At 74.1% G+C, this 12,660-nt stretch carries 12 protein-coding genes; 4 read left to right on the top strand and 8 right to left on the bottom strand.

The window, feature by feature from the left end; genetic code table 11:
* The first annotated feature begins 21 nt into the window (after positions 1-21).
* On the top strand, positions 22-1,011 hold the full coding sequence (locus QWJ41_RS18870) for an AraC family transcriptional regulator (RefSeq protein WP_302710039.1): 990 nt from the start codon (positions 22-24) through the stop codon (positions 1,009-1,011).
* Between the two features lie 39 nt (positions 1,012-1,050).
* On the opposite strand, the gene QWJ41_RS18865 is transcribed toward QWJ41_RS18870, so the two are convergent.
* Positions 1,051-2,649: a sulfatase family protein gene (locus QWJ41_RS18865; RefSeq protein ID WP_302710038.1), complete on the bottom strand. Its 1,599-nt coding sequence runs from the start codon at positions 2,647-2,649 to the stop codon at positions 1,051-1,053.
* A gap of 50 nt (positions 2,650-2,699) precedes the next feature.
* Positions 2,700-3,419 carry a hypothetical protein gene (locus QWJ41_RS18860; RefSeq protein ID WP_302710037.1) on the bottom strand — a complete coding sequence of 240 codons (720 nt, stop codon included), beginning with the start codon at positions 3,417-3,419 and terminating at the stop codon, positions 2,700-2,702.
* A gap of 85 nt (positions 3,420-3,504) precedes the next feature.
* Between QWJ41_RS18860 and QWJ41_RS18855 the strand changes: the two genes are divergently transcribed.
* Positions 3,505-4,005, top strand: a complete 501-nt coding sequence (locus QWJ41_RS18855) for an inorganic diphosphatase (RefSeq protein WP_302710036.1) — start codon at positions 3,505-3,507, stop codon at positions 4,003-4,005.
* Positions 4,006-4,068: 63 nt separating this feature from the next.
* Here the strand turns inward: QWJ41_RS18855 and QWJ41_RS18850 are convergent, their stop codons facing one another.
* From QWJ41_RS18850 to QWJ41_RS18835, 4 genes are all read right to left on the bottom strand, one after another.
* Complete coding sequence (locus QWJ41_RS18850; protein WP_302710034.1) at positions 4,069-4,947, bottom strand: LLM class flavin-dependent oxidoreductase; 879 nt, start codon at positions 4,945-4,947, stop codon at positions 4,069-4,071.
* Positions 4,948-5,036: 89 nt separating this feature from the next.
* Positions 5,037-7,190, bottom strand: a complete 2,154-nt coding sequence (locus QWJ41_RS18845; RefSeq protein WP_302710033.1) for a RecQ family ATP-dependent DNA helicase — start codon at positions 7,188-7,190, stop codon at positions 5,037-5,039.
* 73 nt (positions 7,191-7,263) lie between these two features.
* Positions 7,264-9,231 carry a M13 family metallopeptidase gene (locus QWJ41_RS18840; protein ID WP_302710032.1) on the bottom strand — a complete coding sequence of 656 codons (1,968 nt, stop codon included), beginning with the start codon at positions 9,229-9,231 and terminating at the stop codon, positions 7,264-7,266.
* 74 nt (positions 9,232-9,305) lie between these two features.
* Complete coding sequence (locus tag QWJ41_RS18835) at positions 9,306-9,638, bottom strand: hypothetical protein (RefSeq protein ID WP_302710031.1); 333 nt, start codon at positions 9,636-9,638, stop codon at positions 9,306-9,308.
* 61 nt (positions 9,639-9,699) lie between these two features.
* Here QWJ41_RS18835 and QWJ41_RS18830 point away from each other — a divergent pair, with 61 nt between their 5' ends.
* Complete coding sequence (locus tag QWJ41_RS18830; protein WP_302710030.1) at positions 9,700-9,996, top strand: putative quinol monooxygenase; 297 nt, start codon at positions 9,700-9,702, stop codon at positions 9,994-9,996.
* Positions 9,997-10,033: 37 nt separating this feature from the next.
* Here QWJ41_RS18830 and QWJ41_RS18825 read toward each other — a convergent pair whose 3' ends face one another.
* Complete coding sequence (locus QWJ41_RS18825; RefSeq protein WP_302710029.1) at positions 10,034-11,008, bottom strand: NADPH:quinone oxidoreductase family protein; 975 nt, start codon at positions 11,006-11,008, stop codon at positions 10,034-10,036.
* Between the two features lie 74 nt (positions 11,009-11,082).
* Between QWJ41_RS18825 and QWJ41_RS18820 the strand changes: the two genes are divergently transcribed.
* Entirely contained in the window at positions 11,083-11,910 is an 828-nt protein-coding gene (locus QWJ41_RS18820; RefSeq protein ID WP_302710027.1) for an alpha/beta hydrolase fold domain-containing protein, read from the top strand.
* A 12-nt stretch (positions 11,911-11,922) separates the two neighbouring features.
* Here the strand turns inward: QWJ41_RS18820 and QWJ41_RS18815 are convergent.
* Positions 11,923-12,660 (bottom strand): M15 family metallopeptidase (locus QWJ41_RS18815; RefSeq protein ID WP_302710026.1); only part of this gene is annotated, 738 nt, incomplete at its 5' end.

The raw sequence follows: 12,660 nt of genomic DNA, 5'->3' as shown, positions 1-12,660 counted from the left end.
CGCACGCGAGATGATCGGGCCATGGACCCCAGGCCCGGACGCGAGGTGACGGCGCAGTACGCGCACGCGCTGCTGCAGGCCGCGCAGGAGACCGGGATCGCCCTCGACGAGGCGCTGGTCGCCCGGCTGCGCGGCGCCGAGCGGGTGCCGCTGGCCTGGCAGGACGAGCTGTGGGAGGAGTACTGCGCCGGCGCCGCCGACCCGCTGGCGGGGCTGCGGCTGGGTCTGCGGATGCAGGTCGGGCACCTCGACAGCGCAGGGATGCTGCTGGTGACCTGCGCGACGCTCGGCGAGGCGCTGGAGGAGCTGACGGCCTACGCGCCGGTGATCGGCCCCGGGGCCTTCGCCCTGCACCGGGACGGGCCGCTGGTGCGGGTCGAGTTCGACCACGACTTCGGCGTACGACCGCTGGAGCGCACCGAGGCGGCGCTGACCACGCTGCTGCACCTGGCGCGCTGGGCCACCGGCGGGCACGTCGCCCCGGTCGCGCTCGAGCTGGCGCACCCGGCGCCCGGCGCCGAGCCGGCGCACGCCGCCGTGCTCGGCGTGCCGGTGCGCTTCGACGCCGCCGGCCACGCGCTGGTGCTCGAGGCGGCCCAGCTCGACCTGCCGCTGGTGCAGGCCAACGCGGCGCTGCGCGACCACCTGCGCGAGCTGGCCGACCGCACCCTGGCCCGGCTCGGCGAGCAGGACCTCGCGGTGCGGGTGCGCGAGGTGGTGCTGGCCCACCCCGAGTGGGGGCGCGAGCGGGTCGCCGAGCACCTGGCCCACAGCGGCCGGCACCTCAACCGGCTGCTCGCCGAGCGCGGGCTGAGCTTCTCGGCCGTGCGCGAGCGCACCCTCGAGCAGCTCGCCGTGCGTGCCCTCGAGCGGGGCGAGCGGGTCTCCGACGTGGCGCTGCGCCTGGGCTACTCCGACGAGACCGCCTTCACGCGGGCGTTCCGGCGCTGGCGCGGTGAGACGCCCGGCCAGGCCCGGGCCCGGTCGACGGGCGAGGCCCGACCGGGCTGAGGCCGGCGGGTCGAGGCGTGGGCCGACGCGGGCGGCGCCTCAGCGGCGACGCGGCGCGGGCACCGGCCCGAACCGCTGGAAGCAGTCGCTGCCCGCGCACCCGTCGAGGGCGCGCAGCCGCTGCTTCAGCTCCTGGCGCACCGGGCGGTAGCGCCGGCTGCCGGCCAGGTTGTCGACCTGCTCGGGGTCACGGAGGCGGTCGAAGAGGTCGATGTGGACGCGCCCGGAGCGCTTGCGCCACTTCGTGAGCGTGTAGCGGTCGGTGCGCACGCCGCGGAACATCCAGGGCCCGGTGCCCGCGCGGGCCGAGCGCGCGCCGGCCTGCACCAGCACCGTGTCGGCGCGCAGCCGGCCCTGGCCGCGGGCTGCCCCGGCGAGGCTGCGCCCGTCGAGGGTGCGGCCCGGGGTCGCGCCGGCCAGGTCGACGACGGTCGAGGCGAGGTCGACGGTGGTGACCGGCTCCTTGACCTTGGTCCGCCGCTCGATGCCCGGACCGCGCACCAGCAGCGGCACCCGCAGCGCCTCCTCGTAGGCCAGCGTCTTGCCCAGGTAGCGGTGCTCGCCGAGCAGGTAGCCGTTGTCGGAGGTGAACATGACGACGGTGTCGTCGAGCTCGCCGGCGGCGCGCAGGGCGCGCACGATCGCGGTCACGCCGTCGTCGACGCTGCGCAGCGACTGGATGCGCTGGCGGTGGAGCTGCGCGATGCGCGCGCGGTCGAGCACCGCCTTGCCCTTGATGTGCGGGTTGGGGTCGTCGAGCCGGGCGTCGTACGACGCCTTGGCGAAGCTGGGCGGCTTCGCCCCTGGGTAGAGGTCGCGGTAGCGCCGCTCGGGGGCGGGACCGACCTTGCAGGAGCCCTCGCCGCACTCGCCGTGGGGGGCGTAGTAGGAGGTCCAGATGAAGAACGGCTTGTCCTCGCCCGGCGCGCCGTCGCGCAGCGGGTCGCGCCCGGCGCTCCAGTCCTCGACGAGCTGCACGGTGCGCTCGGTGGTGTACGTCGTGGAGTAGGACTCGCCGTCGTCGTAGCGGGTGCGCTCGCCGTTGGTGAACATGTCGAAGTCGTAGTAGCCGAAGGAGTTCTTCGCCGAGGCGTCGAACCACTCCCAGCCCAGCGGCACGGCCTGGGTCTCGGGGAACCAGTAGTTGATGAACTTGCCGACGACGGCGGTGTGGTAGCCGGCCTCGTAGAGCCAGCGCTGCAGGGTGTTGTCGGGCTCGCGCAGCGCCATGTAGCCGCCCCACTCGCCGCCGTTGGAGTGCACGCCGTTGTTCTGGGCGTACTGGCCGCTGAGGATCTCGGCCCGAGCAGGGCAGCACAACGGGTGCGGCGAGATCATGTCCTTGAAGACCGCACCCTGCTGGCCCAGCTTCTTGCGGGTCTGCGGCATGTGGCGCAGGTCGTCGAGCGTCTGGTCGTCGGTGGTGATCAGGATGATGTTGGGCGCGTCGGGCGCCGCGGCCCGGCGCACCTGCGGCAGCGGGCGTATGCCCTCGGCCGCGACCGGGGGCGTGCCGTCGTCGGCGCTCGCGGGGTCGGCGACCGGCTCGGCGACCAGCGGCAGCGCCACCAGGGCGGCGACGAGCAGCCCGCCGAGGACCAGACGGGTGCGGGGGCTGCGGGGACGTCCGGCTCTCACGTCGCGGAAGGGTAGTTGAAGAGCGCTCTTGACCCTGATTCGACGATCGCTCAGGTGGGGCGGTAGCCCTCGGGCTCGCTCGCCCCGTTGCCCTGGCCGTACCAGTCCAGCCACCTGTCGTCCTCGATCGAGGCCCCGGCCTCCTCGTAGTGCTCGCTGGTGCGCAGCCCCACCGCGGGGTCCGTCACGACCGCGCGCAGCAGGTCGGCGAGCTCCTCGCTCTGCGCCACGTCGTCGGCCTCGGCCTCGCTCTCGCCGCCTGCGGGCGGCACGAAGGGGCCGTAGGCGGTGGCCAGCACCACGACCCCGTCGCGGCGACCCACCGCCCCGACGAAGCCCGGGTCCTCCCCGGCGTAGCCGGCCTCGCGCAGCAGCACGTACGACGTCGCCCCGACGACGTCCTGCTCGCACTCCCACGTCTTCGGCTGCGTCCGGCAGGTCCTGAGCTGCTTCGCGTCGGGGTCGGCCCCGGGCGGTGAGACCACCACGCGCACGTGGGTGTGGTCACCCACCGGCCGGTCGAAGGAGAGCTCGACGCCCACCGCCCCGCGGGGCAGACCGTCGCCGCGGAACAGCGGCGCCGCCGCGACCGCCTCGCGGCCCAGGTGCGTCTCGACCGCGGCGGCCAGGGCCCGCTCGGTGGCGACGACCGCGGTCGGGTCGCCGCCGGGCGCGGACGACGGGTCGTCGTCGGCGCAGGACGCTGCGCCCAGCAGCACGACCGGTCCGAGCAGGACGGCGAGGAGACGGCGCGAGCCCCGGGACGACATGGCGTGACGCTACTCCCGGACCGGCGCCGGTGGGTGCCATCCACGGGTGAGTCGCCCGGGCCGGCTCCCGGCTAGCGTCGGCGAGATGAGCACTGACCAGGACCGCGACCAGCTCCACCGCGACGGCCGCTGCGACGTGGTGGTGGAGATCCCCCGCGGCAGCCGCAACAAGTACGAGGCCTCCGAGAACGGCGAGATCTGGTTCGACCGCCGCCTGGGCGGCCCGGCCGGCTTCCCCGGCGACTACGGCTACGTCATCGGCTCGGCGGGCGAGGACGGCGACGCCCTCGACGCGCTGGTGCTGCTGGAGGAGGCGACCTTCCCTGGCGTTCACATGCGCTGCCGCGTCATCGGCGCCTTCTCGCTGCAGGTCGGGGACATCGCGGAGACCAAGCTGATCGTGGTGCCCGAGACCGACCACCACGCCGACCACCTGCACGACCTCGGCGACCTGCCGCCCGCCTTCCTCGACGAGCTCGACGCCTTCTTCACCGCCTACCGGATGCTCGAGGACGTGCCCGTCGACGTCCGCGACCGCCTCGACCGGTCCCAGGCCATCGAGGTGCTGGTGGCCGGCGAAGGCTGAGCCCGCGAGCCGGCGCCACTTCCTCGCGAGCCGGCGCCAGTTCCCCGCTGATCGGGGAGCCGGTCAGCCGCGGAGACGCGGCAGGGCGTCGGCGACCTGCTCGAGCACCCGCTCGTCGCCGGCGTAGGGCTGCTCCGTGCGCGGCCAGTGCGTGACGAGGTCGGTGAACCCCAGCTCGGCGGCCCGGCCGGCCATGTCCTCGAAGGCCCCGAGGCTCGCGAGCGCGAAGCCGGCCGGCCCCACGCGACCGGTGTCGGCGAGCAGGTAGCGGGGCAGCTCGGCGGGCTCGCGCCCGGCGGCGACCAGCGCCTCCTCGTAGGTGTCGCGGGCGCGGGCCAGGCCGTCGTACCAGCCCTCGAGCGTGGTCTCGGCGTGCGGCCCGGTGGTCACCCACCCGTCGCCCGCCCGCGCCGAGAAGCGCAGCGACCGGGGGCCGTTGGCCGCGACCAGGAACGGCGTACGCCGCAGCGGCGGCAGCGTGCGCGCGTCGCGGGTGGCGAACCAGCGGCCGTCGGCGTCGACGTGGTCCTCGTCGCGCAACCGGGCCAGCAGGGTGACGAACTCCTGGAACCGGTCGACCCGCTCGCGGGTGCTCAGCGCCTCGCCCCCGAGCACCTCGGAGTCGCGGTCGCCGCCGACGCCGAGGCCCAGCAGCACCCGCCCGTCGGCGATGCCCTCGAGGGCCTGCACGTCGCGCAGGAACGGGTAGGGGTGCCGGAAGTTCGGCGCGGTCACCAGGGTGCCCAGCCCGATCCGCTGCGTCGTCGCCGCGGCCGCGGCCAGGGTCGGCACCGCACCCGTCCACGGGCTCTCCGGCAGCCCGCCCCACACCAGGTGGTCGTAGGTCCAGGCGTGGTCGAAGCCCATCTCCTCCGCGGCCCGCCACCGCGGTCCGGCCTCGGCCCACGGCAGGTCGGTCAGGATCGTCAGCCCGAAGCGCATGGGTCGACCCTAGGCCCCCGCCCGCGAGACGTCGTACGGGCGGGACGTCCCCTCGCGCCAGTCGTATGACGTCCCGCGGCAGCTGGCGCTCAGCCGGAGACGCCCAGCACCAGCGGGCGTACGGCGACGGCCCCGGCGCGGCGGATCGCCCGCGCGGCCATGGTGAGGGTCCAGCCTGTGTTGGTGAGGTCGTCGACCAGCAGCACCGAGCGGCCCTCCAGCGACCCGGGGTCGGCGTGCAGGTCGAAGCGGCGGCCGACGGCGGCCACGCGCTGGGCGGAGTTCATCGACCCCTGGCCGGGCGCGACGTCGGGGTCGACCACCGCCCACCGGCCCAGCAGCGGCGCCTGGAGGTAGCGGGAGAGCCCGTCGGCCAGGCTGTCGACCAGCTCGCCGCGGCGCACCGACTCGACCGAGACGATCGCGTCGACCTGCGGGCGCCAGTCGTTGAGCACCTCGATCACGGCCTGCACCAGCGGCACCGGCACCGGCACGTCGGCCACCCCGTCAGGGCCCTCGCGGAAGAGCTCGCGCAGCGCCTGGCCGTAACCCAGGTCGGTCAGCCGCGCCACGGCCCGGCCCTCCTCGGCGGCGCCGTCGGAGATCTTGCCCTTGAGCTGGACGCCGAGGCGGTCCATGCCGGTCGGCCACATCTTGCGCGGGGCCACCGGGACGCCGGGGCGGGCCAGGCGGGCCTGCGCCTCCTCGATGGCAGCCGCGGAGACGTCGGTCGAGAGCTGCAGCCCGCCGCAGTTGTCGCAGCGACCGCAGGGCTGCGCCTCGGGGTCGTCGAGCTGGTCGCGCAGGTAGAGCATCCGGCACTGGTCGGTGCGCAGGTACTCCAGCATCGCGTCCTGCTCGCGCTGGCGGGCCTCCGCGACCCGGCGGTAGCGCGGCTCGTCGTAGGTCCACTCCCGGCCCGTGGACTCCCACCCGCCGCGCACGCGGCGTACGGCGCCGTCGACGTCGAGCACCTTGAGCATCGTCTCGAGGCGGGTGCGGTTGAGCTCGACGCGGGTCTCGAGCGCGGCGGTGCTCATCGGGCGGCCCTCCTCGGCGAGCACCGCCAGCGTCTCGCGCACCTGCTCCTCGCGGGGGAAGGCCAGGGACGCGAAGTAGGCCCAGATGTCGCGGTCCTCCACCGCCGGCAGCAGCACCACGGTGGCCGACTCGCTGCGGGCGTCGAGGCCACGCCCGGCACGCCCGACCTGCTGGTAGTAGGCCACCGGCGAGCTCGGCGCGCCCAGGTTGACCACGAACCCGAGGCTGGCGTCGAAGCCCATCCCGAGCGCGGAGGTCGCCACCAGCGCCTTGACCCGGCCGGCGGCCAGGTCGCCCTCGAGCGCCTGGCGCTCGGTGGTCTCGGTCTGCCCCGAGTACGCCGCCACCTCGTGGCCGCGGCTGCGCAGGTAGTCGGCGACCTCCTGGGTGGCGGCGACGGTGAGGCAGTAGACGATGCCCGACCCGGGCTGCTCGGCCAGGTGGTCGGCCAGCCACGCCAGGCGCTGGTCGGCGGTCTTGAGGTGCACCACCCCCAGGCGCAGCGACTCGCGGTCCAGAGAGCCGCGCAGCACCAGCACGTCGCGGCCCAGCTGCTGCTGGACGTCCTCGGTGACGCGCTGGTTGGCGGTGGCGGTGGTAGCCAGCACCGGGATGCCCTCGGTGAGGTCGTCGAGCAGGGTGCGGATGCGGCGGTAGTCGGGGCGGAAGTCGTGGCCCCAGTCGGAGATGCAGTGCGCCTCGTCGACCACCAGCAGGCCGCAGGTCGCCGCCAGGCGCGGCAGCACCTCGTCGCGGAACCCGGGGTTGTTGAGCCGCTCGGGGCTGACCAGCAGCACGTCGACCTCACCGGCCTGGATGGCCTCGTGGATCGGCTCCCAGTCACCGATGTTGGTGGAGTTGATGGTCACCGCGCGGATGCCGGCGCGCTCGGCGGCCTGGATCTGGTTGCGCATCAGCGCCAGCAGCGGGCTGACGATCACCGTGGGGCCGGCGCCGCGCTCGCGCAGCAGCAGGGTGGCCACGAAGTAGACCGCCGACTTGCCCCAGCCGGTGCGCTGCACGACCAGGGCGCGGCGCCGGTCGACGGCCAGCGCCTCGATCGCCGACCACTGGTCCTCGCGCAGCACCGCGTCGTCGCGACCCACCAGCGCCCGCAGATGCGCCTCGGCCGACTCGCGCGCCTCGGCGCGGTCGACGGTGGGAGCGGGGGTCGCTGCCGGGCTCGCTGGGGGGGAGGTCATGGCGCCTGTCTACCAGCGCGCACCGACGACCCGCAGCGCCCGTCCCCCGCCTGTGGACGGCACCGACGGGCTGCTACCAGATCCGCACCCGCTGGCCCGGGTCGAGCCACAGCCCGTCGCCCTCGCGGGTCTCGAAGACCTCGTGGAACTCGTCGAGGTTGCGCACGATGTTGGCGCGGAACTCCGGCGGGGAGTGCGGGTCGATGGTGAGGTACTGCGCCTCCTGCTCCTTGCGGCGCTTGGTGCGCCACACGTAGGCCCAGTTGGTGAACAGCGTGCGGCGCTCCTCGACCGAGGCCTGCCCGTCGGTGGAGATCAGGTAGGCCTCGTGGGCGATGGTCAGCCCGCCGAGGTCGCCGATGTTCTCGCCGACGGTCAGCGCGCCGTTGACCTTCTCGCCGGGCAGCGCCCGCGGCTCGAACTCGTCGTACTGGGCGATCAGCGCCTTCGACTTCACCTCGAAGGCGGCCTTGTCGTCGGCGGTCCACCAGTCGTTGAGGTTGCCGGCGCCGTCGTACTGCGCGCCCTGGTCGTCGAAGCCGTGCCCGATCTCGTGGCCGATGACCGCGCCGATGCCGCCGTAGTTCTCGGCCGGGTGCGCGTCGGGGCTGAAGAACGGCGCCTGCAGGATGCCGGCCGGGAAGCAGATCTCGTTGGTGCCGGGGTTGTAGTAGGCGTTGACGGTCTGCGGCAGCATGAACCACTCGTCGCGGTCGACGGGCGAGCCGATCTTGGCGATCTGGCGGTCGGTCTCGAACGCCGAGGCGGCCGCCACGTTGCCCATCAGGTCGTCCTGGCGCACCTGCAGGGCGGAGTAGTCGCGGAACGTCTCGGGGTAGCCGATCTTGGGCCGGAAGGTCGCCAGCTTCTCGTAGGCGCGCTCCTTGGTCTCCTCGGTCATCCAGTCCAGGCGCGAGATCGAAACCCGGTAGGCGGCCAGCAGGTTGGCGACCAGGTCGTCCATCATCTGCTTCGAGCGCGGCGGGAAGTGCCGCTCGACGTAGACCCGGCCGACCGCCTCGCCCAGCGCGCCCTCGACCAGCGCCACGCCGCGCTTCCAGCGCGCCCGCAGCTCGGGGGTGCCCGACAGGGTGCGGCCGTAGAAGTCGAAGTTGGTCTCGACGAACGCGTCGGGCAGGTACGCCGCGGTGGCACGCAGCACGTGGGAGGCCAGCCAGTCGCGCCACTGCTCGACCGGCACCTCCTCCAGCACCGTGGAGAGGTGCTCGAAGTACGACGGCTGCCGCACACAGACCTCGCCCAGCACGTCGGCCGCGGTGCGCGTCGAGGCGGTGAGGTTGGTGACGTAGACCTCGAAGTCGAAGCCGGGGCACATCTCCTGCAGCTCGGCCAGGGTGCGCAGGTTGTAGGTCTTCTGCACGTCGCGGGTCGCCGCGCGCTCCCAGTGGCCGGCGGCCAGGCGGGTGTCGATGGCCAGGATGGTGCGCGCCGCGCCCTCGGGGTCGGCGTGGTCGGCCAGGCCCAGCAGCCGGGTCAGGTAGGCGACGTACTTCTCGCGGGTCTCGGCGTGCTTGTCGTCGCGGTAGTAGGACTCGTCGGGCAGCCCGAGCCCGCCCTGGACCAGGTGGAAGAGGTAGCGGTCGGACTGCTTGTCGTCGGTGTCGACGTAGGAGCCGAAGAGGCCGTGGCCGCCGATCCGCTCGAACTCGCCGAGGAACGCCGCGAGGTCGCGCACGTCGCGCAGGCCGGCGGCCGCGTCCAGCAGCGGCTGCACCGGCTCGATGCCCTTGGCGTCGATCGCCTCGGTGTCCATGAAGGAGGCGAAGAGGTCGCCGATCTTGCGGGCGTCCTCGTCGGGCGCCTCCTGGTCGGGGGCGGTGGCCAGGGCGGCGAGGTCGGTGATGATGTCGCGCACCTGCGCCTCGGCCGCGTCGGCCAGCTGCACGAACGGGCCCCAGCTCGAGCGGTCGGAGGGGATCTCGGTCTCCTCCAGCCAGCGCCCGTTGACGTGGCCGAAGAGGTCGTCCTGGGGGCGGGTGTCGGGGTCCATGCCCGGGCGGGCGTCGTCGAGGATGCTCACCCCACGACCCTAACCGCCGTGCTCTCCCCTGCCAGGGTGGCCGGGTGCGCCGGGCCTGCTGCCCAGGGGCGGGCTCAGCCGGCGGCCTGGTCGATGGCGGCGCGCACCGACATCACCACGCTCTCCGGGTCGACCTGGTCGCGGGCGGCGAGCTCGGCGACCAGGCGACGTACGACGAGCATGACGCCGCCCATCAGCGGCGAGATGTCGAGCTCGAGCTCGTCACCTTCCTCGTCCATCTTCAGCTCGACGGCACCAATCTCGAGCAGGTGGCCGAAGGCCAGCTCGACGGGGTTCGGCCCGCCGGGCAGCACGTCGGGGTCGGCCTCGGCGGCGACCACGCCGTCGAGGATGACGTGGCCGGCGCGGCGCAGCCGCTCCTCGGGGTCCAGCGTGTGCTCGTCCACGGGCCCATCATCGCGGGTGCGTCCCTGTCGCCGGGCAGCGAGGGCCGATAGGTTCGCCACCATGAGCCAGCACCTGCGTGTCGTCGCGACCATCCCCACCGCCCCCGAGCACGCCGAGGCGGTGCGCGCGGGCCTGCGCGACCTGGTCGCCGCGACCCAGCAGGAGGAGGGCTGCGTGGCCTACGACTGCTTCGAGTCCAACGCCGCCCCGGGCACCTTCGTGATGGTCGAGGAGTGGGCCAGCCAGGAGGCCATGGACGCCCACATGAAGACGCCGCACATGGCCGAGGTCTTCAAGGTCCTCGGCCCCGCGCTGGCCGGCGACGTGGCCATCCACCCGCTGCGCCCCCTGGGCTGACTGGGCCTACCTGGGCTGGGCGACGGGCGGGTGCGCGTCAGCGCATCCGCACGACGCCCTTGCCCAGCGTGCGGCGCTGGTCGAGGTCGAGCAGCGCCCTGCCGAAGTCCTCGATGTCGTACGTCGCACCCACGGGCGGGCGGATCGTGCCGGCCTCCATCATCGGCACCAGCTCGGCCCACTGCTGCTCCATGAAGCCGGGGCGCATCATGGCGTAGGCGCCCCAGCCGACGCCGCGCACGTCGATGTTGTTGAGCAGCAGCCGGTTGACCTTGACCTCGGGGATGCCCTGCCCGGCGGCGAAGCCGACCACGAGCAGCCGGCCCTGCGGGGCGAGCACGCGCAGCGAGTCGGTGAAGACGTCGCCGCCCACGACGTCCATGACGATGTCGACCCCGACGCCGCCGGTGAGCTCCTTGGCGGCGTCCTTGAACCCGTCGATGAGCACGGCCTCGTCGGCGCCGGCGTCGCGGGCGACCTGGCACTTGGCCTCGGTGGAGCAGACCGCGATGGTGCGGGCGCCGTACCCCTTGGCGACCTGGATGGTGGCGGTGCCGACGCCGCCGGCGGCGCCGTGCACCAGCACGGTCTCGCCCTTCTTCAGCCCGCCGCGCTCGGCGAGCGCGAACTGGGCGGTCAGGTAGTTCATCGGCAGCGCCGCGCCCTCCTCGAGGCTCAGCGAGTCAGGCAGCGCGAAGGTGGAGACGGCGGGGTTGACGACCAGCTCGGCGGCGGCGCCGTAGGGCGCGACCCCGGCGACGCGGGTGCCGGGGGCGAGGTCGGCGCGGCCCTCGGGGCCCTGCACCACGACGCCGGCGAAGTCGACGCCGAGGGTGAAGGGCGGCTCGGGCCGCATCTGGTACTCCCCGCGGCTCAGCAGCAGGTCCGGGAAGGACGTGCCGACGGCGTGCACCTCCACCAGCACGTCGTCGGCGCCGGGGGTCGGCTCGGCGACGTCGTTGACCTGGAGGTGCTCGGGACCGGTGGTGTCGATGACCTGGACTGCTCGCATGTGGCCACCGTAGCCATCCGGTCGGGCCGCAGGTCCGAAGGTCCGTTGTGCGACCCGCCCAACGTCTCCAGGCGATGCTGATCCATGCCGGCGCCCGCTTCGCGGTGCGCTACGGCGAGGACCTGCGCTTCGCCGGCTCAGACCTGCCCCGGCCCCGCCGGCTGCGGGTGCCCACCCGGCACGGGCCGGTGCCCGTGCGCGAGTACGCCCCGCCGGCCCTGCGGGGTCGCGACGACGCCCCGGCCCACGTGCACCTGCACGGCGGGGCGTGGCTGATGCGGCACCCGGCCATGGACGACTGGTGGTGCCGCTACCTGGCCGCCACCGCGGGCGTGCGGGTGCTCAACGTCGACTTCACCGCCGCGCCGTACGCCGTCTACCCGCGCGCCCAGGAGCAGTCCCACGACGTCGCGGCCCGGGCCGCCGCCTCGGCGCCGGTCTCGGTGGGCGGCTTCTCCTCCGGCGGCGGGATGGCGGCCGCCGTCTGCCTGATGGCGCGCGACACCGACTCGTTCACCCCGCGCCTGCAGGTGCTGGGCGTGCCGGCGCTCGACCTGGCCACCGAGGTGCCCCGGGGCGGCCCGGGCACCATCTCGCCGTCGCTGCGGGCGCTGGTGCGCGCGGCGTACTTCCCCGACCCGGCGACCCGCACCGAGGCCTACGCCTCACCGCTGCTGGCGCCCTCGCTGGCCGGGCTGCCCCGGGCGCTGGTGCTCACCGCCGAGCGCGACACGCTGCGCCGCGATGGCGACGACTACGCGGTGCGGCTGCGCGAGGCCGGCATCGAGGTGTGGCACGACGTCACGCCGGGGGCCGACCACTACTTCCTGACCGAGGATCCGGTCCGGGCACGCACCACGATGGCGCGCATCGCGGCCGAGGTCGCCGCAGTGCTGGCCTGAGGCCCCGCGCGTTCAGCGCACGTCGACGATGCGCACGGCCTCGAAGTGCATCGGGTCGGTGAAGCGCCAGTCGCCGCCCCAGCCGAAGCCCCACCTCTTGAAGATGGCCACCACGGTGCGGTCCATCTCGCCGACGGTGCCGCGCTGGTTGCCGGGGGTGTTCAGGTCGAGGGCGAGCCCGAAGGAGTGGTTGGACAGCGTCGTGGAGCCGGCGATGAAGCGCGGGTAGTAGCAGCCGGCGTACTCGGCGGGGTTGATCTCGTCGGCCAGCCCCGTCTCGACGACCTCGCGCAGCGCCGCGGTGAGCTGGGGCATGATCGCCTTGTTGCAGGTGACCGAGCCGAGGATCGGCACCTGGGCGGTGGTGATGTTGGCACGCACCCAGGCCGGCTCGGGCGCGATCCGGCCGCCGCCGAGGACGGTGTAGTTGAAGACGCCGACGGCCGAGGAGACCGAGCCGACCACGAAGGCCGTCTGCTTGGCGTTGATGTCGAGGCCGAAGCGGGCCACCGAGTCGAGACGCTGCACCGAGGTCTGCCGCGGCAGCAGCCGGGTCAGCGGCTTGACCACCTTGTCGGGGGCGGTGATGCCGGTGGAGACCAGCAGCGCGTTGCCGGGCTCGGCGCCGAGCTCGGCGCCCCACTTGTCGTTGACGACCGCGTCGACGGCGTTCTCGATCTGCGGCGCCAGGGCGCCCAGGTGCACCTCGGGGCTGCCCTGGTCGAGGGTGACGAAGCCCTGCTCGTCGAT

The organism is Nocardioides cremeus, assembly GCF_030518195.1.
GTDB lineage: Bacteria > Actinomycetota > Actinomycetes > Propionibacteriales > Nocardioidaceae > Nocardioides > Nocardioides cremeus.
Note: the sequence above shows the minus strand (reverse complement) of the source record. Positions and strands in the feature narration are given on the sequence as shown.